This is a genomic window from Segatella asaccharophila, from assembly GCF_054687055.1.
Genome location: NZ_BAACAN010000005.1, coordinates 166840 through 189501, shown reverse-complemented (window position 1 = coordinate 189501; position 22662 = coordinate 166840). Strand labels below are relative to the sequence as shown.

General features: G+C 43.7%; 10 protein-coding genes. All 10 read left to right on the top strand.

The genetic code is table 11. From position 1 onward, the window contains the following. Positions 1-643 precede the first annotated feature (643 nt). The 10 genes from ACYRYG_RS04810 to ACYRYG_RS04765 all read left to right on the top strand — a co-directional run bounded on the left by ACYRYG_RS04810 (position 644) and on the right by ACYRYG_RS04765 (position 22651). Positions 644-3850, top strand: coding sequence for a SusC/RagA family TonB-linked outer membrane protein (locus ACYRYG_RS04810; protein WP_460197786.1), 3207 nt, complete (start codon positions 644-646; stop codon positions 3848-3850). Positions 3851-3862: 12 nt separating this feature from the next. Then, entirely contained in the window at positions 3863-5782 is a 1920-nt protein-coding gene (locus ACYRYG_RS04805; RefSeq protein ID WP_460197785.1) for a RagB/SusD family nutrient uptake outer membrane protein, read from the top strand. Between the two features lie 29 nt (positions 5783-5811). Continuing rightward, positions 5812-8871: a SusC/RagA family TonB-linked outer membrane protein gene (locus tag ACYRYG_RS04800; protein WP_293432795.1), complete on the top strand. Its 3060-nt coding sequence runs from the start codon at positions 5812-5814 to the stop codon at positions 8869-8871. Between the two features lie 34 nt (positions 8872-8905). Then, positions 8906-10672 carry a RagB/SusD family nutrient uptake outer membrane protein gene (locus tag ACYRYG_RS04795; RefSeq protein ID WP_460197784.1) on the top strand — a complete coding sequence of 589 codons (1767 nt, stop codon included), beginning with the start codon at positions 8906-8908 and terminating at the stop codon, positions 10670-10672. Between the two features lie 18 nt (positions 10673-10690). Then, positions 10691-11782, top strand: a complete 1092-nt coding sequence (locus tag ACYRYG_RS04790) for a DUF4959 domain-containing protein (RefSeq protein WP_460197783.1) — start codon at positions 10691-10693, stop codon at positions 11780-11782. Between the two features lie 90 nt (positions 11783-11872). Continuing rightward, entirely contained in the window at positions 11873-13900 is a 2028-nt protein-coding gene (locus tag ACYRYG_RS04785) for a glycoside hydrolase family 71/99 protein (RefSeq protein WP_460197782.1), read from the top strand. After that, positions 13888-16629: an alpha-L-rhamnosidase-related protein gene (locus tag ACYRYG_RS04780; RefSeq protein ID WP_460197781.1), complete on the top strand. Its 2742-nt coding sequence runs from the start codon at positions 13888-13890 to the stop codon at positions 16627-16629. Before ACYRYG_RS04785 ends, ACYRYG_RS04780 begins: the two co-directional genes overlap by 13 nt. A gap of 37 nt (positions 16630-16666) precedes the next feature. Next, on the top strand, positions 16667-18283 hold the full coding sequence (locus tag ACYRYG_RS04775) for a beta-N-acetylhexosaminidase (protein WP_460197780.1): 1617 nt from the start codon (positions 16667-16669) through the stop codon (positions 18281-18283). A 111-nt stretch (positions 18284-18394) separates the two neighbouring features. Continuing rightward, entirely contained in the window at positions 18395-20590 is a 2196-nt protein-coding gene (locus tag ACYRYG_RS04770) for a hypothetical protein (RefSeq protein WP_460197779.1), read from the top strand. A gap of 18 nt (positions 20591-20608) precedes the next feature. After that, on the top strand, positions 20609-22651 hold the full coding sequence (locus ACYRYG_RS04765) for an alpha-galactosidase (protein WP_293443990.1): 2043 nt from the start codon (positions 20609-20611) through the stop codon (positions 22649-22651). Positions 22652-22662: the final 11 nt, after the last annotated feature.

The following is a 22662-nucleotide window of genomic DNA, read 5'->3' as shown; positions in this document are numbered from 1 at the left end:
CTGGCCTCTTTTGATGCAGTCACCAACAGCTGGGTACTGGATCCTGGAGTCTATGAGGTGATGATCGGCCAGTCCGTCGAGAATATCAAGTTGACGGCACCGATGAAAATTTCCAAGGGTGTTCAGAGGAAAGTCCCGGCAATTATCTAAAGGTATGAGAAGTAAGTGAGATTATCCTCAAAGGATGATCTTATTTACTTTTTCGTTTTAGAAGAAGGGATATGGTGTTTTTGCCGGCTATAGAGCCATTCATCAGGTTTGAATGATCCGTGATAAAGATTGAACTTTTTGAGATAACCTTTTTTAATAAAAAGCAATAGCTTTGCCAGCGAAAAAATTATTAACCTGCTTTAAAAATGATGAAAAACAGAAAAAAGTGTGTAAACTTTAGTTCTTTATCGAAGAGCAATTCTTCGTGGAGAAGGAAAATCTAGTAACATAGGATTTTTAATTAATTTAACATGGGAAAAATATTCTATAGTCTGTTATTGAGGGAAGGAAAACGTATGGTGTTTTACTTCCGTCATCTATTGGGAAGAGGGCTCATGAAAACATATCTGCCGGACAGTGACAGATTTGATTGCCCCCGCCTTTGCAATTGATCTGATAAGTAACCTTATTATTTTCTTTTAACAAAATTATAATGAAACAGGAAATTAATGTCAAAAGGAATACATCTTTTCTGAGACAGAGATGTGCAGAGTTATTACGGTTGCCAGTGATCATATTTCTATTATCATTGGTTTGCAACCAACTTAATGCCCAGTCTGTTTTTGTAAAAGGTGTTGTCAAAGATTCCCATGGGGAGTCCATTATAGGGGCATCCGTCTATCCAAAGGGGAATACTTCAAAAGGGACGATTAGTGATTTAGATGGCAACTTCTCCTTGAAGTCAATGCCTAATGATACAATCGTGGTTTCTTATATCGGCTTCCGGACTTATAAGTTTGTCGTCCAGCCAAATCGTTTTTACAACATTACCTTACGGGAAAATGCCAAGACGATTGGAGAAGTTGTCGTGGTGGGTTATGGAACCCAAAAGAAGGTATCTGTAACGGGTGCCATATCAACAGTTAACATGGACGATCTGAAGAAGAGTTCTTCCGCCAGTTTCGACAATATGCTGGCCGGACGTATCACCGGTTTGATTTCTACTCAAAGCGGGGGTGGCCAGCCTGGTGTCGATGGGGCCGATTTATATCTGAGAGGTGTATCTTCTGTGAATGGTTCTTCGCCGCTGATTCTGGTTGATGGGGTGAAGCGAAGTAATATATTAAGTGAGATAGACCCGAATGAGGTGCAGAGCATTTCTGTCTTGAAGGATGCTTCAGCTACGGCCGTTTTTGGAGTCAGAGGAGCCAATGGTGTCATTATCATTACTACCAAGCGGGGCAAAGAAGGCAAGGCCCATATCTCTGCAAGTGTTGACCAGAGTTTTACTTCTTTCTGTCGTGTTGACCCACGTTTGCATTCATGGGATTATATGGCCTTGAAAAATGAGGCCTTGAAAAATGACGGGTTGTCTCCTGAATACAGTGACGATGTAATAGCTAAATTTAAAAACCCATTATGGGGCTTGAATTCCAAGGATGCAAATTATGCCCAGGAGGTGGCTGCTCGCAATTATCTGTATTGTGATCATTATTATATGAATGAAATGTTCAGAAAATATACTCCTCAGACTAAAGTGAATGTCAATATTTCAGGGGGCACAAGTAAGTTTTCCTATTTCTACAATGCAGGATATATTCATCAGGGAGGAAATTTGAAAACAGAGTCAAAGGACCAGTTAGGTTATGATCCGTCGTCCAAGATGGACCGTTGGGACTTTCGGTCAAATCTGGACTATAATATCACCAACTCTCTTAAAGCTCAGTTGAATATTGGTACCTATATTCAGACGACAAATATGCCGGGTGTCGGAGCAATGTATGGTGGTAGTACATCATGGATGATGAGCGATCTTTTTTATCAAGCGCAGATTATGTTACCGTGTCAGGCAGGGCCTACGACTATAGCCGGTTATGGGGTGCCTTCGGGAGCGCTGGTTAGTCCCTTGAACATGGACCGTTCACCTTTTGAAGTAACTAACCGGAGAGGTTTTTATAATTATACAGAGGTGAACCTGGCCTCACAGTTTGCCTTAGACTGGGATTTAAGTAAATTGATAACTCCTGGCTTGAATGTCAAGGGCATGATTTCCTATGATAGTTATGGATATACCCATAGAGAAGGAGATAAAACGGAAATCAGTTACTATGTGGTTCCTAATTATGATACCGGTACCTTTGTGTATTCTCTGCATAACTCAACTCCTTCTGCCTTAACCTTGAGCCGTAGTTATTATGCTAATTATTCTATCAATGCGCAGGCCTCAGTCAATTACCATCATGTTTTCAATGCCAAGCATGATGTAGGAGCGATGATATTGGGACAGCGTGATTACTGGGAATCCGGAGCACAGATCCCATTTAATGTCATCGGGCTTTCCGCTCGTGCAACATACGCTTATGACTCACGTTACTTAGCTGAGTACGATATGGGTTATAATGGGTCCGAGCAGTTTGCTCCTTCCAAGCGTTTCGGTTTCTTTCCTGCTTTTTCTTTTGGCTGGATCATGAGCAATGAGTCTTTCTTGAAAAAAGTCAAATGGCTGGATAATTTGAAATTGCGTTATTCCAATGGTAAAGTTGGAAACGACCAGATGGGCGGCTCCCGCTTCCTGTATATGGATAATATCCAGGTCTCCGGAACCTCTTATGTCGGTGGTTTAGGTACACCGGGTATACGTTCCATTTCACAGGGACTTCTCGGGAATAAGAAAATCACGTGGGAATTAGCCCATAAACAGAATTGGGGAATGGATGTGACAGTGTTTAACTCCTTGTCATTCTCTCTGGACTATTTCAATGAGAACCGGTCACATATCCTGATCTCCCGTGGATCAGTACCGGGTTTTCAAGGAATTGATTTAAGTAATATTCCTAAAGTCAATGCCGGTAAGATGAAGAATCACGGTATTGAAGGTGAAATTTCTTTCAATAAAAATATTACCAAAGACTGGCATATTTCGATCCGAGGCAATTATGCGACAAATAAGAATAAAGTCACCTTTTATGATGAAGCTATCAAACCGGCCGATTATTGCAGTCGTTATGATGTTACCGGCTATTCCTGGGGGCAATGTTTCGGGTATAAGATCGACCGGTCATCTAATGATGGCTATTATGTCTCAGAGGAGGACATCAAGAAAAGCGGTTTGACCTATGCTTTTGGTACACCTCGCCCCGGTGACTTTAAATACCAGGATTTGAATCATGATGGAATCATTGATGACAAGGATAAAGTGCCTATTAAATATTCTACGATTCCGGGAATCAACTATGGTTTCAATTTTGCCACCTCTTACAAAGGTTTTGATTTTTCAATCTTCTTCCAGGGACTGGCACACTACTCAATGTATTATCAGGGACAGGGAGTCTGGGAGAATATCCAGCATGGATATTACTTCAAGTACCAACGTACGGCATGGACACCTGAAAGATGGGCTAATCATGAGAAGATCACCTATCCTGCTTTAACTTCAACACATGATATCAGCCAGCAGCCGAATGATTTCTTCATTCAGAACAGGGCATTCCTGAGATTGAAGAATTTGGAATTAGGATATACCCTTCCTCAGAGGACATTGAGTTTTATGGGGGTTACCTCCTGCCGTTTCTATATTGGCGGTCAGAATCTCTTTTGCTGGGATCATCTGCATACTACGCATCTGGATCCTGAGCAGAATAACCCTTACGGCTACCCGATTACCAAGATGTTTAATTTCGGATTGAACATTAATTTCTAAACAGTTAATATTATGAGATACAAGAATTTATATATATTGGCTTTGATCATTTCTTGTGCCATTTTTTCATCCTGCAGCAGTGAACTGGATCAGGCTCCGGACGGCAAGATCTCTCTGGAGGATGTGTGGAAGGATAATGATAAGGTTGCTGCGTATCTGAATACCTGTTACCGCTATATGTCTGGTAAGGGTAATCTGTACTTCTTTTTCGAGCGTGGCCCGGCTAACTGGTGTGATGAGGCATGGGATGCCGATGATCTGGATGTAAACTGGGCTGCATCTTCCAGAATGTATACCGGGAATGCATCCGCTTCTGATTTCCCCGGATGGAGCGTTACAGGACAGGGAGCTAATTGTGAGCATTACTGGACAAATTATTTTTCAGCGATACATGACTGTGCCTATTTCCTGCAGAATATAGACCATGCTACCGTCACCAAGGAGAGTGACCGCTCGCGTTGGAAGGCTGAAGCGCATCTGCTGAGAGCTTATTACTATGAGGAATTGTTAAGATGGTTTGGATGCGGGCTGCCATTGGTCAAAACTCCTTATGATTATGATGATGATTTCTCAAAAGTGAAAAGAGCCACTTATTATGAGACGGTACAGTTTATTATGGCTGACTGTGACTCGGCGCTGGCATGCAAGGATCTTCCTTGGAGAATTACTACATCAGATGAAGCCGGACGGCTGCCGAAGGCTCTTGCATGTGCCATCAAGTCACGTATGATCCTTTATGCAGCCAGTCCTCTGTATTGTGGAGATAATAATTATTGGACGGAAGCCTATAATGTCACGAAAGAAACTCTGGCAACGCTGCGTGCACAAGGTTATGAACTGTATCATACGCTGCATGATCCGAATACGTTTTTTAGTGATAAGAGCTATTTCGGACCTGACGGCTACCCGTTGGCAGAAAAGGCTGCAATGTATAATGAGTATTTCTGTAATTCCATGGAGTATTCTTCGAATCCCATAGACAAGGAGACGATCTTCCAGACCAGATGGAGCTCCTTAAGTTTTGATGTTGAGGGAATAGGAGCTCAGCGCGGATACAAGTCAGGGACATGCCCTTCACAGGAACTGGTAGACTGTTTTAATACGATCAACGGTCAACCGATACTTAATCTGGAAAATCCTTATAAGGATGCAGAAACACATCTGGAACCGAATTATAATTCGTCGAACACCCAGTATAATCCGCAGGATCCGTATAAGAACAGAGATCCTCGCTTTTATGCGGATATTTACTATAATGGCTCGAAACGCTGGTGCTGGTGGCCTTTTGATGAGGAACCTTCATCTCCTGAGAACTATCCTGCTAAGGCGGGATTCCGGACCAGGTATATCATGACCTATATCGGGGAGCCGCGGACGGGCACTTCTGCTACAGGAAGGACCATGACACGTACAGGATATTTTATCAGAAAATACATGACGCCGATTTCAAGTGACAATAATGGGACTTATCGGGGTGAGGCTAATTTTAAGGAATTCAGACTGTCGGAAATGATCCTGAACTTTGCAGAAGCAGCTGCTCATACCGGACATGACGATGAGGCTATCGCTGCCGTGGATGAGATCAGGGAAAGAGTCGGTATGCCCGACCTGCCTTCGAATTTAACCGGGCAGGATCTTCTGGACCGGATTTATAATGAGAGGAGAGTAGAGTTTGCCCTGGAAGAGCAACGCTATTTCGATGTCCGCCGCTTACATAAGCCGGATGAAGATTTGTCTACGACGGATAAATGGGTGACAGCTGCCAATATCGTCAGAAATGCTGATGGTACTTATACCTATGGCCGTAAATCAGTAAATGGCAATGAACGTCAATGCTGGTCAAACAAATGGCTGAAATGGCCGATCCCTTTGAGTGAGGTCAGTAAAGTCCAGGCAATTACAGGAGACGACTGGCAGAATCCGGGTTGGTAATAATGTTGATTGATTAAATAGACACGATTATGATGAAGAAAAATATATGTGTGCTTATCTTCTTACTGGGCATGGCTTTCCCTTCATGGGCCCAGTACGTAAGCATAAAAGGTAAGGTGGTGGATCCAAATGGTGACCCTCTGATGGGGGTCGTCATCTCTGCTGAAGGGGGAGCTAAGACTTGTACCACAGATGCTTCGGGGGCATTTACGCTCTTTACAAAAGATGGATCCATTGCTTTTTCTTTGCTTGGATTCAAGACGGACACGGAGAAGACTCAAAACCAGATGCTGGTTACCCTCAGGCCGGATATCAGCAAAAGGGATGAGGATATAGAACTGGGATATTCTTCAATGAAAAAAGAAGTGTTTTCTGGTGCAGCTTCAACGGTGTACTCTGAACAGTTGGCTAAGGCCCCTGTTCCTAATCTGGCCCAGACTTTTTCCGGAAATTTCCCCGGACTGACGGCACATGAGACCTATAGTGAGGCGGGACGTACAGATTACGAGCTCCATATCAGAGGTCTGTCTGATATGCACCGGAACGGTCCTCTGTGGGTGATTGACGGTGTACCTGTATTACCTGGAACATGGGAGCAGAATGCTTCTTATATTTCTCCTGAGGAGATCAAGTCCGTAACCATATTAAAAGATGCAGCTTCAGAAGCTCTTTATGGTACGGAGGGATCAGACGGCGTGATTGTCATTACTACAAAGCAAGGTGTTCCAGGGAAAATGAGGGTTAATTGTAATATGAATGAATCTTTATTCCAGTTGACTACTAAGCCTGCTTTTATCAATTCTGCTGAGTATGCCACATTACGGAATGAGGCTGCCTATAATGATGGACTAGGGAAAAACTACTATTATTCTGATGAGGATATTCAGAAATTCCGTTCAGGAGCAGACCCTTATTTGTATCCGAATACCAACTGGCGTTCCATGCTGATGCGTAATCTTGTACAGATGCAACGGATCGGTGTGAATGTGTCTGGTGGCAATGACAGGGTGACTTATTTCTCTAATGTCAATACCATGCATTGTGACGGGCCTTATAAGACAGAATCAAATGATAAATATAATCCTAATAATAAATGGTGGTGGTTCAATTTCAGGACTAATCTGAATGCGAAAGTGACTGATTTCTTAAGTGCTTATCTGAATCTGGCCGGAAACATCAAGAAGGAGCATACTCCCGGAGGAGGGTTCTTAGGAGATATCTATCCTCATTTGTTTAGTATGCCTTCAACCGTGTATGGTCCTGTTACACCGGACATTAAAGGTTCGGACTATCCTTCCAATGAGGTGATCGTCACTCAGAAAGAGAATGATTCTCCTTTTGGCCTGATTAATCGTACCGGTTATAATAATCATACTGTGACCAATATTTATGCTGATTTCGGCCTTAAGGCTTATTTGGATTTCATATTGAAAGGACTCAGTGCGACAGGGGATGTGTCCTATTTGTCCAATACTGCCAATCATCTTTCTACGACGAAGGATTACAGGCGTTATTACAGGGATCCTTCTGCTTCCGGACTGGAGTTTATCCGAAAAGGTACGAATGATGATACTTATCTGAGCTATGGCCATAGTTCAAGTGAATATTATGACCTGTTCTACAGAGGAAAACTGAATTATCTTCTTGACTTGGGGCTGCACCATCTGGATGCTATGGCTTATTCCTATTATCTGCGTTATGAGAATGATGCAGTGCTTCCTTATAAGGATATTACGTCAGGACTGGATGTAGCCTATGATTATGCCCGGAGATATGCCCTGAGACTGGACTGGGCTTACTCGGGCAGTGATCAATACCTGCCGAAACACAGGTGGACTTCTACACCGGCTGCTTCTGCAGCATGGATCATCTCCAATGAATCCTTTATGAAAAATGTGGCACCGGTCAGTTTCGCAAAAATAAGAGTTTCTTATGGCTGGACGGCTAACCAGAACAATGGTCTGAGAAGATATGCTTATGAAGACAATGTGTCTGTAAATGGTGGAGGTCCTATCGGTTCCCTGCAGTATACGATCAATGAGAATTATATCGGTAATCCGAATATAGAAGCTGAGAGAACCAAGAAATTTGATTTTGGATTTGACCTCGGTTTATTTAACTGGATCAACTTATCAGCGGATGTCTTCAAGGAAAAATTGAACAACGCAGTCATCAGTGCCTCAACGCAAATACCAAGTTATCAAGGGGTGGACTTAGGTATGTATCCTTCTATCAACAGTGGTTCTTTTGAAAATAAAGGATATGAAGTGGAACTCTCTGTAGGCAGGTCGTTTGATAACGGATTTGAATTTAATCTGGGGACCTATGTAGCTTACAATAAGAATAAAGTCCTGAATGACGGTGAGGTCTATAAAGGATCAGACTATGCTTATCCATACCATGACCAGGGCTTCTCATACGGACAGGTCTTTGGCTATATTGTGGATAAGAGCAATGGCAACGGATTTTATAATTTCCAGGGTGAAATAGACAATGGACCGAAATATTCTTTCGGCACCCCTCGTGTAGGTGATCTGAAATATAAGGATCTGAACCATGATGGCGTGATCGATCAGAAAGATCTGGCTCCTATTACTTATGGGGCAATTCCGAATTATACTTATGGCATCAATGGCTATCTCAAATACAAGGCTTTTGATTTAAGTTTCCTGTTCGATGGCGTGGGAAGATGGAATGCCCTCTATACCGGTATGGGAATATGGGAAAACAGCTATGATGGGGTCTTCGGTTCTTTGCATAAGAATGCCTGGACAGAAGAGCGTTGGAATAATGGAGATAAGATAACTTCTCCGGCACTGTCCACAAAAACTTCTACAAATTTCCAATACAGTAACTACTATGTATATAACCGGGCCTATTTCAGACTGAAGACCCTGGAAGTAGGATATACCCTGCCGATGAAGTTAACCAGACATGTGGGGATTGAAAAACTGAGAGTAATACTGAGCGGTCAAAATCTCCTGACATGGGATCACATGAAGTCAAAAGATTTCGGTCCGGAGGCCGACAGTTATCAGTCTGTCCCAGTGTCAAGGATCTATAATATTGGCATCAGAGTCGATTTTTGATTCATAATAAACAAACAAATAAATGGAAGTAATTATGAATATGAAAAAATATATAAGTTTTCTGGCTGTACTTGCATGTATGTTTTCCTTTGCATCCTGCAATGATATGCTGAATCTGGATAATGACGGACATATCACGATGAAAGGCGTGTTTAGTGACAGAAACAATACGATGGGATACCTGAATTCCTGTTATAACTACAGGAATGGAATGGGACTGGACATTGCCTCCCTGACCGATGAGGCGGTTGACTCCCGTTCTTTGAATGCGGGCTCAAGTTATCAATATTGGTATAATATCGGTCTTACAGTAGATAATTTCGGGGCATATAGCTTTGACGGACAACCCTGGACTAAATTTTTTGAAGGCGTAAGGAAATGTAACGTGTTCCTGGCAAATATACCTACGGCTACTGCCTTTGGGACAAATACAGAAAAAGCCGGCTGGAAGGCTCAGGCTTATGTGCTCCGTGCCTTTTATTATCTGCAATTGTTCAAACGTTACGGGCAGATACCCTTGGTAACCACTGATCTGGGTACCAATTATGATTATTCTAAAGCAAAGAAGGCGAAAGTGGGGGATATCGTCCGGCAGATTTTAGCTGACTGTGATTCTGCCTTAAGCGTAAAAGAAGCTGATGACGGGTTCTCGTGGAATATCCGAGACAATTCAAATGGCATCATGACCCGTGCGGTGGCATACGCAGTGAAATCGGAAGCGATACTTTTCGCAGTGAGCCCTCTGTACAATGATGGGACCTATACGTGGAATGATGCTCTGAAGGTGACAAAAGAGGCATTGTACCAGTGCTTGACACACGGCTACTCTTTATGGACGATCGTCTCACCGAATGCGCAGAATGCATACGCTTCTTATTTCCTGGCAACTCCGTATGATAGGAGAAATACGGATAAGGAAACTATTTATGCCATAGACGGACAGCAGTCTGTATGGTCGTGGTTTGGCCTGCCGACAAATGACGGAGCTCAGGAGGCAGGGATCTGTCCGTCACAGGAACTAGTCGACTCATACGAAATGGCTAACGGACAGCCTCCTATCTTGGGCTATAGTGATGCGGAACATTTGCATCCGATCATTAACCAAGCTTCAGGATATGATCCTGAAAATCCATATCTTAATCGTGATCCGCGGTTCTATGCCTCAATTTACTATAATGGTGCTCTACGCTATCTGGACCAGCCTGACGGACGTAAGGTGCAGACATGCGAAGGTGGCGCGGAAGGTATAGACCGGACTACAGTGACACATACGCAAACTGGTTATTATTTACGGAAATTCAATGATTACAGATCCTCCAAATATGCTAATTATGACGGTTATAACCGGATATTCCGTCTGGCGGAACTGTATATGAATTTTGCCGAGGCAGCTTATGAAGCTGGTGATCCTGATACGAAAGTAGACATTGGCGGCGGTATGTCTCTTTCCGCCCGTGATGCAGTGGATTCTATTCGGGAAAGAGCCGGCATGCCGGACTTGCCTCTGGGCCTTTCTAAATCTGATTTTGAAAAGAGATATAGAAATGAGCGGAGAATAGAATTTGCTTTTGAAGGGAAACGTTATTTCGATGTGCGTCGCTGGAAGACCCTGGACAATTTTAAGGTCATCACGGGCATGGATATTAAGATGAGTGGCAATACGGCAGATTACAAGCGATTCAATTTTGATGACCGGGTAACGACCACTGATCAATACCTGCTCTATCCTCTTGAACGTTCAGAAGTAACCAAAATGTTTAATTTTACCGGTCAGGATTGGCAGAATCCTGGATGGAAATAACCTTAAAATATTCTAAAAATGAAACATTTGAAGATCATGATGATGGCTGTTCTTTCCATTCTCGCTCTTGCGGCCTGCAATAATGACAATGGAGAGGGGAGTATGAGTCCGGTAACTAATGTTACGGCAACTCCGTTCATCGGCAGTGTAAAGTTGTCGTGGACGATTCCTGCTGATAGTAATTATTATTATACGATGATTACGTACAATAATTCAGATGGGCAAGTCGTTCATAAGAAGGTAGGCCGCTATGGCGCTAAGAATGGAGTGATTACGGCTACAGTAGGTGGCTTTAGTGATACCAATGCTCATGACTTCGTCTTGACTGCCTATAGTTTTTCGGGTGCATCTTCTTCCGGCGTAAAAGTGACCGGAACACCTGAAGGTACTTCCAGTGCTAAAGATTATGTCCTGAGCACAGTCAATGTGGATCCGGCAGATGGTGGCGCATCGGTAAAGTGGACAAACGAATCGGGAATTGATGTAAAACTGATTGTCAGCTATACGGATATGAAAAATACGAGTATTTGTGATACCGTGGATGCTCTGAAGAGTGACAGTATCATGTTGAACGGAATGCAAAGCCCGACGGAAATTACGCTTACAGCTTTTAATGTATCGGACGAAGTCAAGACATCTCCCAAATCCTATTCGATTACTCCGATTATGAATCCTGATGACCGGATTTACAGTGGGATAGAGTATATTACCTTAAATACTGGTGGAGGGCAGAATCAAATGAATCTGTCTCAAGATAATCCGTATAATCCTTATGAATATACCATTGTAACCACTGGTGGTGATCCATTTATTTACGTCAATTCCTTAAAGGCATCAAAAGCCGGGACGGTGTTGAAGTTCAGGTATAAGTCGTCTCAAGATTGGGTCCTTGAGTTGTTCTGGGCCGATGCCGGTGGCGGCGCAGCCGGAGGACGATCTACGAGGGTATCTATTCCTGCGGCTTCTACATGGACCACCTTTACCCACGATTATGGTTCGGAAATGAGCAAATACAGCTGGCATGGTAATCCTGGTGATTTCTTCAGAATGGATTGGGGAGACAACAGTGGAGTCACCATCAATGTGAGGAATATTCATTTCGAACAGTAAATAAAAGCGACAGGAAGTATTCTTGGAAATACTTTCCTGTCCTTTGTGTATCAATATAGAAATAATGCAAAAGTAAATTCAATCATGATCATGAATGATAATCATAACAGACTTACTTGTCTTTTTATCTTAGGTTTATTGATGGCGGGATTCCTGCCGGGCAGAATCTGTTCTCAGACACGACAGAAAGAAGTGGACATCTATCCGGATACCTGGGTCGGCACGGATGGTTTAGGACGCAGGATGCCGACTTCTAAGGAAGTGGGCACCTTAAAGACAGATAAAAAGCGTACAGTGGGAATTTTTTACATTACATGGCATGATGAGGGGAAATATAAGATTGGAATCCCCTATAAAGCGGATGTTACAAAAGTTCTGGATGCTGATCCTAATGCCCGTAAGAATGGGGAAAGCAAGGCGTGGACAATTGATTCCTATCATTGGGGAGAGCCGGAGTACGGCTATTTTCTGAGTCAGGATGAGTATGTCATTCGCCATGATATGTCCATGCTTGCAGATGCCGGGGTGGACGTGATCGTCCTGGATGTAACGAATGCTGTATTGTATTGGGATGAGTGGAAGGTGTTGTTCCGTACGATGGAACAGATGAAGAGTGAGGGCAACAAGGTCCCGAAATTTTGTTTCTGGGCCTTTAACGGTAATGTCATCACGGTAGTGCAACGGTTATTTGAAGGTATTTATAAACAGGATAAATACCGGGACCTATGGTTTATGTGGGACGGGAAACCACTGTTATTGTGTAATTTCAATCCGACCGTTGATGCGAACGGTAGTGTAAAGAGTGAAAATCCTAATTACGATCCCGATGCTGCTGTGGATCCTGGTAATCCACATTATAAGAATCCTGATTATTGTAACAAGTACTATACTGACTATACGCAGGAAGTGAAAAATTTCTTTACGATGCGTAATATGTGGTGGGGATACTATGAGTGGGCCGGCAAGCGCTATGTAGGCAAGGAGAATAACTGGTGTTTTGGCTATCAGATGAATGATCCGAACGTAGCAAAACTGTCACCGGAAGAACTGACGGCCAAACATGACGGGAGACTCGAAGAAGCTGCGGTCACACCTGCCCAGCATCCTATATCTATGGTGGGCAAGAGCTGGCGCAAGTCTACCGGTGAACCACCGTTGAATGATAAGGATTTACCATTGCCTACGGAGGTTCCATGGCTCCACAAGGTCGTTGCTCATCCTGAGGGCTATGGCATCTATTTCCAGGATCGATGGAATGATGCCTTGAAGGCTGATCCTGATTTCATCTTCCTGAATGACTGGAATGAATGGACTGCTGGGAAATATTCTTCAGGAAAGGATCCTTCTGGAAAGCAGAATGGACCTGTGGATTTTATGGGACGTAAGAATCCTTTCTATTTCGTTGACCAGTATAATTCGGAATTTAACCGTACCATTGCGCCGATGAAAGGTGGTTATACGGATAATTACTATATGCAGATGGTCCAGAATATACGCCGGTATAAAGGTGTGCGTCCGATACCGGAATGCAAGGGAATCAGAAAGATGCGGATGGATGGCAATTTTGATAAATGGAAGTCTGTACATCCGGAATACCTGGATACCAGAGGCGATATTATTCATCGTGATCATAATGGCTATGGTGGCAATCATTATGTGAACAATTCCGGCCGCAATGATATTATTGCGTCTAAAGTGGCATTTGATCATGAAAATGTTTATTTCTATGTGGAAACGGCAGACAAGTTGTCTCCTTATACAGGGAAGAACTGGATGCTGTTACTCATAGATGCCGATCATAATTCTGATACGGGATGGTATGGATATGATTACATCATCAATTATAAAGTCAACAGTTCTCATTCCACGACACTTATGAAATATGACCAGACAAGCAAGAAATGGAAATTCGTGGCAGATATTACCTACAGGCAATCAGGCAACAGGATGGAATTATCGATTCCACGCAGGTTGATGGGCTTGAAAGGCGATGCCTTATGTTTTGATTTCAAGTGGGCCGACGATCCTGCGGACCTGAAGAATCCAATATCTCTCTGCATCAATGGCGATACTGCGCCTAATCGCAGATTTAATTATCGTTGTATATGGACAAAATAAAAAATCGGCATCCTTTCTCGTTCTGGAAAAATATACTGGCTCTTATATGGCTTGTGAGTTTTGCGGCAATGGACTCTGATGCATCCGGACGATTAAAGGTAGGATACCTGACTTGTGAACATCTTGCTGATCCTCCGGTCATCGATGTCCTTCACCCCCGTTTGTCTTGGATTAATGAGGTTTCATCGGATCGTGTGCGTGGAGAGGGGCAGACAGCCTATCGGATCTGTGTGGCTTCTTCGGAAAAGTTACTGAAAGAGGGCAAAGCGGATATATGGGATACCGGTAAGGTGCTTTCTCAAGACTCTTATCTGATCGCCTTTAAAGGCAAGGATCTGAAATCGGACTGTGACTACTGGTGGAGAGTGAAGGTCTGGGATCATGAAGGTAAATCCTCTCGATGGAGCAAACCTGGACATTGGGGAATGGGATTGTTGTCTTCTTCTGAATGGAAAGCACGGTGGATCGGTGCTCCCTGGGAGGGGGCAGCTCCACTGCTGCGTAAGGATTTTAAGGTAAAAAGTCATATAGTATCGGCGAAAGTGTTTATTTCCGGATTGGGCTATTTTGAACTGTATCTTAACGGACATCGGGTAGGGAATGACTATCTGGTTCCCAATTTTACAGACTATACTTCCCGGGAAGGGCTGAAGACTGCAGACTTGTCCATAGATGATTCATTCCGTTCTTACCGGGTGATGTATCTGTCTTATCCGATAACATCCCTTTTGAAAAAGGGAGAGAATACGATTGGGGTCATCCTGGGCAACGGCTTTTATGATTGTCAACGTCATTGGGTATGTTCTTTCGGACATCCGTGTTTGTTATGTCAGCTTGAACTTACTTACTCTGATGGTCATCGTGAGCTTGTCTGTTCGGATGAGACCTGGAAGGCCAGACCTTCAGCAATCGTCATGAACGGAGTATATGATGGGGAGATCTATGATGCCAACCGGGAGACTCCCGGTTGGTCTGTCCCGTCTTGTGATGACCGTTCGTGGCAGAATGTCCGACTGAGTAAACCTCCGGTCGGAAAGCTGACAGCTCAGATGTCGCCTTCAGACAAGATTATGGAACGATTACACCCGGTCTCTTTCAAACGGCGGTCGGATGGGAGTTATCTGGTAGATTTTGGAAAGGAAATATCTGGTTGGATCCATTTCCTGGACATCAGAGGGCACCATGGAGATACATTGAATGTAAAATATATTTGTGAATCTCCATTAGGCGTTCAGAAATATATCTTCAAGGGAGACCGGAAGGTGTCTTATGCTCCACGGTTTACCTGGTATGTCTTTAGCAAAGCCATCATCAAGGGCGTTGACCGTCTTTCACCGAAAAACCTGGTAGCGGAAGCTGTCAATACAGATGTAAAACTGACAGCGCAATTTTCTACCTCTAATCAATTATTTAATCAGATCAACACCATCTGGCAACGTTCCCAGATGGATAATATGCATGGATGCATAGCCAGTGATTGTCCTCACCGGGAACGTTCTCCTTATACCGGTGACGGACAGGTGTCGTGTGCAACGGTAATGGATAATTTTGCCGCTGCGGCTTTCTATCAGAAATGGATACGGGATATCCGGGATACACAGAACACGAAAACCGGTTATGTTCCCAATGGTGCACCCTGGCAACCCGGATGTGGAGGGGGTGTGGCATGGGGAGCTGCCATGAATATCATGCCGTGGGAGTATTATCTGCACTATGGTGACCTGGAGATGCTGAAAGATAACTATTTTGCCATGAAGGAACAGGTAAGATATATGCTCACGTGGCTTACTCCGGATAGTACTATGTTGGCGAAGAAGACAAACCTGAATTCTGATAAGCCGAATTATTGGTTGAATTTGGGGGATTGGGCCCCTCCTTTCGGACTTCCGCCTGAGGAACTGGTCCATACGTTTTATCTGTGGCGCTGTGCCTCTATTACTGCCAAGGCAGCGAAGGCATTGCATTGCAGTTCTGATGAACAGTATTATACGGAAATTGCAGAAAAGGTGAAATCAGCATTCAATAGAAAGTTTTATAATCCGGACACACATTCTTACGGTGATTTTGGCAGTAATATCTTCGCCTTGGTCCTGGGTGTACCTGAAGACCGTTACCGTGCCGTATGTACGGCTTTACGTCATGAAATTGCAGACCGGTATAAAGGACACCTGAACACCGGAATGTTCGGTACGAAGTTTTTCTTTAATACTCTTACCGATAATGGGATGAATGACCTGGCATACGAGGCAATGAACAAAACAGATTTCCCGAGTTACGGAAACTGGATCAGGCAGGGAGCTACTACTACCTGGGAGCAGTGGAACGGACAGGATTCCCATAACCATCCGATGTTTGGAGGCGGGTTGACGTGGTTCTACCGGAAACTTGCTGGGGTGAACGTGGATGAGAACGATCCTGGGTACAGGCATTTTTATGTCTGTCCTGTCTTTACGGACAGTCTGAACCATGTCTATTATTCGAACCTTACCCCGTATGGTAAAATTGTCTCAGAGATTACTCGTGTTTCTGGTGGCCTTGAGATGAATGTCCGGGTGCCCGTAGGTAGTTCTGCGACCGTTTATCTTCCTTCAGAAGATGAACAGGCCCTGTCAGAATCAGGGCATCCCTTGTCTGAAGTTCCTCAGGTTCAGGTGAAGGGCATTAAAAATGGGTTTACAGTTTGTGATGTCCGACAGGGAACTTACCGGTTTTATATAAAGAAGAGTTGAATGATTGCAAGAATTTAGCTGAATAAAAGATAGGATTATGAAAAAATATACCAGAGTTTTATTAATGTTATTGGCACTGTTCCTGACATCTGCCCGGACTTATGGAAAGATCAGTATTGTGCCGTTGCCGGAAAGTGTAATAGAGCATCCCGGTGAATTTACGCTGCACCAGGGACTGACAATAGGCTATTCTGACAGATCCCTGCGTAATGCGGCCGTATATCTGAAAGGGATCTTGTCTGTGCCGACAGGTTATCGTATACGTCTGAGTAGAGGGAATGGGGATATCAACCTTGTCCTGCGTAAACCTTCCGGGACGAATGATGAAAGTTATACTTTGTCGGTGACCCCTAAGACGATCATCGTGAAGGCAGGAAGTTACCGGGGGGTGATAGATGGTATTTCTTCTTTGCGTCAACTCCTTCCGGATGAGATTGAATCACCTGATGTTGTGCACAATGTCAAATGGATGGTACCGGATGTAGAGATCGCTGACCGTCCTGCTTATCATTGGAGAGGGTTGATGCTGGATGTGGCCCGTCATTTCTACACTAAGAAGGAAGTGGAACGATTTCTGGATATGATGGCGTTGTACAAATTGGATAAATTCCACTGGCATCTGACGGATGGCCAGGGCTGGAGAATAGAAATCAACAAATATCCCCTGCTTACTAGAAAGGGTGCATGGCGTAAACTGATGGATATTGACCAGCTCTGCATGAACAGAGAGCGTGCTGAGAAGAATCCTGATTTCATTATTCCTAGGAGTAAGTTTAAAGTCGTGAACGGTGATTCTCTTTATGGGGGATACTATACCCAGAAAGATATCAGGGAAATTGTCAGGTATGCAGCGGTACGGGGCATTGACGTGATTCCCGAGATTGATATGCCGGGGCATAGTGATGCAGCGATCGCAAGCTATCCTTATCTTTCCTGTTTCGACAATCCGTCTCCTGGGTCACCTCTCTGCCCGGGGAAAGATTCTACGCTGGAGTTTTGTAAGAATGTTTATAAGGAAATCTTCAGTTTGTTTCCTTATCATTATGCCCACATTGGGGGAGATGAGGTGGATAAAACCAATTGGAAGAAGTGCCCTTATTGTCAGGCACGAATCAAGTCGGAAGGGCTGAAGTCAGAAGAGGAGTTGCAGTCTTGGTTTATCCATCAGATGGAGCAGTTCTTCAATGCTCATGGCAGGAGACTGATCGGCTGGGATGAGATAATGGAAGGCGGACTGTCTCCGACGGCTACGGTGGACTGGTGGCGTAGTGCATTCGGAGATGTGGTGAAGAAAACGACGGATCATGGCAACGAGGTAATATTGTGTCCTACCTCTTTTTGCTATTTTGATTATCCCCAGGATAACAATACGCTGAAGATGTTGTATCTCGGGCATATTATTCCTGACGGACTTTCTGACAGTCAGAAAAAACTTATAAAAGGCATGCAGGCTAATATCTGGACTGAGCAGATACCCTCAGAAAAGCGTTTGCAGTTTATGGTGTTCCCACGTGCACTGGCTTTGGCTGAACGTGCGTGGACGCAATCGGACCTGCAGTCCTGGGACAGTTTCTCCAATCGCCTTCCGGGGCAGTTGAGAAGGCTGGAGGTGATGAAAGTAAATTATCGTCCTCTGGTTTCAGAAAAGAAATGATCCCGGTCTTCATCTGTATCTGAAGGAATTCTAGGGCGATCGGCATGAAGGATCCGCTTTAGCAAAGGATAAATAGTTGATGATATAACATATATTTTAATACCTAAAGGAATGAAAAAAATGAAAGATTATAAAAAGCTGCTTTTTCTGGTCATTTCTTTCTTGATGATCGGGATGAGTTCTTTTTGCTCTCCCGAAAGCCATTACTATAAGATCACCGGGAAGGAAATTTCCAAAGAACCAATCAGTCCGTTATTATATGGAAATTTTATAGAACTTGGTTATGGACGTCAGGTAGAAGGAATGTGGAGCGAGATGTTCTTTAATCGAAGTTTCGAAGCATTCTATCCTTATCGTTCCATTAACAAAGCATGGTATGACCTGTATTTTGATGAGAATCATCCGGAAAAGGGATATGAAACCGATTGGAGTAAATTCGACTGGTATCATAGCGGATACGAACATAATGAGTGGTACGCAGCTCCCGGAACACCGGACAAACCCTCAGTTATAACAGATACAAGTACTTTTATAAAATGTACCTCTCCTCTTAGAAAAGTTGTCTTGATTCCTAAGAAGGGGGGATGTGGACATGGCAGCCAGTATCTGGAAGTCGTTAATTCTGAAAATGAAAAGTGGGGTGCCCTCGCCCAGTCAGGAAAATTATTACGGAAAGGAGTCAACTATGCTTTTACGGGAATGATCAAATCCAATAATGGCCCCCTTACGGTTGAAATAAGAATGTATCCTCAGGGAAACTGGGAGAAGCCGATCCAGGTCATTCCGGTTAAGATTACGGGTGATCATTTTAATCCTGTATCGGCTGTCATCAAAAATCCTCATTTTGCAGGGTATGCGACCTTCAGTTTGTGGATTCCTCCTCATGCCTCAATTGATGTGGATGATTTCTCGATGAAACCCGATGATAACTATTTCGGATGGAGACGGGATGTCGTGAAAGTCCTGAAAGAGGTCAATCCGAAGATCATCAGATTTCCGGGGGGCTGTTTTGCCTCGTTTTATAATTGGAAAAATGGGATTGGACCTTATTCGGAGCGGAAACCCAAGCCTTCTTATTTCTGGGGAGGACTTAACTATAATGATGTAGGAACAGCCGAGTATGCAATGCTGTGTAATGCAGTGGGGGCTGAAAAGCAAATCGTCGTGAATGTGTATCATCCTGCAAAAAGGAAATATGATGTGGACTTCCCTAATTGGCAGGATCCGATGCCGGACGGTTATGTGTTTCCTGAATTCATGAGTTTGACGGATGGTGCTCAGTCGGCTGCAGAGTGGGTGGCTTACTGTAACTCTAAGGCAGGAGAGAACAAATGGGCTGATTTGAGAGTCAGTCATGGTTATGTCCAACCTTTCCATGTAAAATACTGGGAACTGGACAATGAGGTCCATCGCTGGTTTGAAGCCAAGGATTATGCATGGGCCGTCGTGGTCTATTCAAAGGCTATGAAGGCTGTGGATCCGAGCATAAAAATAGGAATGGCTGTCTATGGGGGCAGACCGGACAAGAAGGATTTTCATCATTCTTTAAATGATATGCTTGCCATAGCGGGTCCTTATATAGATTTTGTCGCTGACCGTGGAGACGGAGAAACTCTCTCCTTACAGATGCTGAATAAGGTAAGACACTATAATGCGTTGCATGGGACTCATATAAAATACTGTGATACGGAATGGCTGGCTTATAATACTGATGTGAAAAGAGATACGTACAACATGGCAGCAAAGGACGGAAATGCAACAAAGTCCTTTTCTTTCAGCAAATGGTATTATGCACTCAATTTGGTCAGAAACTATATGGCTTTCCAGAGATTAGGTGACGGGGTGGGATTCGTCAATTTCAATAATCTGGCGAATACTCATAGCCAGAGTGCCATGGAAACTCCTAAGGAGGGTTCCTTCCTGACGGCTTGCGGTAAGGTGCTGCAATTTATCTCGCGTTCTCCTGCCGCTTATGTGTTAAACATAGAAGATTATCAGGCCAGGGAAAACGATGACTATCAGGTACAGGCAGCATGGGATACTAATCATACACGGTTGGTGCTGTATGTCTGCAATCGCACTAAGGATAGTCAGGTTACTCATTTTGACTGGTCAGACTTACAAAGGCATTTTTCACGAGCTGTAATCTCAACCTTATATGCAAAGGGTCCTCTGTCTATGAATACGACGAAGGATCATAATGCGATAAAAAGGTCAGATCGGAATAAAGTATTGAGGGGGCAGAAGAGTGGATTCTCAATCCAAACTCCTCCATATTCATTCTGCCAGATCGTCTTGAGCAAATGATGATATTAAATATTAATTATGAAATTAAAAAAAGGATGTATTCTTTCAGCAATGGTTCTTCTGGTGACGGGCTTGTTATTAGTCGAGCCTGTCTGTGCAAAGAGTGAACCGGACGTCAGGGTTGACAAATGGATAAGATCCCATTTTGCCAATCCTGATCATCTTCCCTTTACCTTCAAATATGATGGGGTGTCATCTACCCGATTTATGGGTAAGTGGAAATGTACAGTAAAAAAGCTCCCGGCGACTGATCCGGATCAGTTGAGATACAATTATATCTATACTGATCCTGAGACCAGGATGAAGATAGAATGTAAGGTAACAGGTTATCCCTCTTTCCAGGCTGTAGAATGGGTGCTGAACTTCCTTAACGGGGCTGATAGAAATTCACCGTCTATCTCAGATGTAAGAGTGGTTGATCTGAAGTTCCTTTGTCATAAGAAGGGTGATTTTATTTTGCATCATAATAATGGGAGCATGGCCCAGAAGGCGGATTTCAATCCTATAGATGAGAAATTACAGGATGGAAAGGAAGTCTACATTGCTCCAAAGACAGGACGTTCTTCAGAGGATCATGCCTTTCCTTTCTTTAATATCGAGTTTCCGGATTCCAGGGGAGTGATCGTCTCGATAGGCTGGACTGGCAACTGGTATGCTTCAATCCTGCAACCGAGCCGGGGACAACTAAACCTTCATACGGGGATGGAAAATATGAATCTGTTTTTGTATCCTGGTGAGAAAATAAGGACTCCTCTTTGCAGTTTGATGTTCTGGGAAGGTAAGGACCGGATGACCGGCCATAATCAGTTCCGGCATTTTATCCTTGCTCATCATTCCAGAAAGATCAATGGAAAATTCGCTGAGTATCCACTTTCGGGTGGCTTTAACTGGGGAGATCCTTATCCTTGTAATGAATATGGCTGTTTGACTGAGATCTATGCTCGTGCCTTAATAGACAGGTATAAGCAGTTTGCTATTACTCCTGAGGTCTTCTGGCTGGATGCCGGCTGGTACAAGGGATGTGGAGATACCGGATGGGGAGTCAATGTAGGCAACTGGGTAGTGGATCGGACTCGTTTCCCGAGAGGCCTGAAACCTGTTTCAGACGAAGCTCATCGCGTGGGAGCAAAATTCATGGTCTGGTTTGAGCCTGAGAGAGTTTATGCCGGCACCCTGATTGATCAGGAGCATCCGGACTGGTTGTTGAAATTGTCCGGTAATGATACCAGATTATTTAATATGGGTAATCCGGTGGCTAGGCTATGGCTGACCAATATGATAGCGGGCCTCATCAGAGAGAACGGGATAGACTACTATCGTCAGGATTTTAATATACAACCTGCACCCTATTGGAAAAAATATGATCCGAAAGGGAGAACGGGGATTACCGAGATCAGGTATGTCGAAGGCCTGTATGCTTTCTGGGATAGTCTGCTGGTTCGTTTTCCCCATTTGCTTATTGATAATTGTGCCAGTGGAGGGAGGAGACTGGATTTGGAAACGGTCACGCGTAGTGCGCCTTTATGGCGGACTGATTATAGTTATGGGGAGCCGGATGGATATCAGAACCATACTTATGGGTTGAATTTTTATCTCCCTTTGAGTGGTACGGGCCTGTATGCGGCTGATCCTTATTCCTTCAGATCGAGTTTGAGTAGTGCTATGGTTGTCAATTGGAAAATAACGGATCAGAATATATCCATTCCGGAAATGCAGAGATGTGTCCAGGAATTTAAACTCTTACGTCCTTATTATTACGGCGATTACTATCCGCTGACTCCGGCAGAGAATCTTACCCAAGAAAATATATGGTTGTCCTATCAGTTGAACAGACCGGAGAGAGGGGATGGAATTATCTTGGCTTTTCGCAGGAAGGAGAATGAGACGGAATCAATCAGGGTAAAACTGAAAGGATTGGTACCAGTCAAAAACTATGAATTATATGATGATGATTCTAAACAAAAGAAGGTGTTCAGCGGAGAACAACTAATGGATGGATTTGACCTCACCATTAAAACAGCTCCTGGTTCTTTATTAATCAAGTATCATGCCATCAATTAATCTCTATATAA

Excerpts from the sequence above, each read along its gene's own strand:
- ACYRYG_RS04810 (WP_460197786.1), top strand. The coding sequence starts at position 644 with ATGAAACAGGAAATTAATGTCAAAAGGAATACATCTTTTCTGAGACAG.
- ACYRYG_RS04805 (WP_460197785.1), top strand. The coding sequence starts at position 3,863 with ATGAGATACAAGAATTTATATATATTGGCTTTGATCATTTCTTGTGCC.
- ACYRYG_RS04800 (WP_293432795.1), top strand. The coding sequence starts at position 5,812 with ATGATGAAGAAAAATATATGTGTGCTTATCTTCTTACTGGGCATGGCT.
- ACYRYG_RS04795 (WP_460197784.1), top strand. The coding sequence starts at position 8,906 with ATGAATATGAAAAAATATATAAGTTTTCTGGCTGTACTTGCATGTATG.
- ACYRYG_RS04790 (WP_460197783.1), top strand. The coding sequence starts at position 10,691 with ATGAAACATTTGAAGATCATGATGATGGCTGTTCTTTCCATTCTCGCT.
- ACYRYG_RS04785 (WP_460197782.1), top strand. The coding sequence starts at position 11,873 with ATGAATGATAATCATAACAGACTTACTTGTCTTTTTATCTTAGGTTTA.
- ACYRYG_RS04780 (WP_460197781.1), top strand. The coding sequence starts at position 13,888 with ATGGACAAAATAAAAAATCGGCATCCTTTCTCGTTCTGGAAAAATATA.
- ACYRYG_RS04775 (WP_460197780.1), top strand. The coding sequence starts at position 16,667 with ATGAAAAAATATACCAGAGTTTTATTAATGTTATTGGCACTGTTCCTG.
- ACYRYG_RS04770 (WP_460197779.1), top strand. The coding sequence starts at position 18,395 with ATGAAAAAAATGAAAGATTATAAAAAGCTGCTTTTTCTGGTCATTTCT.
- ACYRYG_RS04765 (WP_293443990.1), top strand. The coding sequence starts at position 20,609 with ATGAAATTAAAAAAAGGATGTATTCTTTCAGCAATGGTTCTTCTGGTG.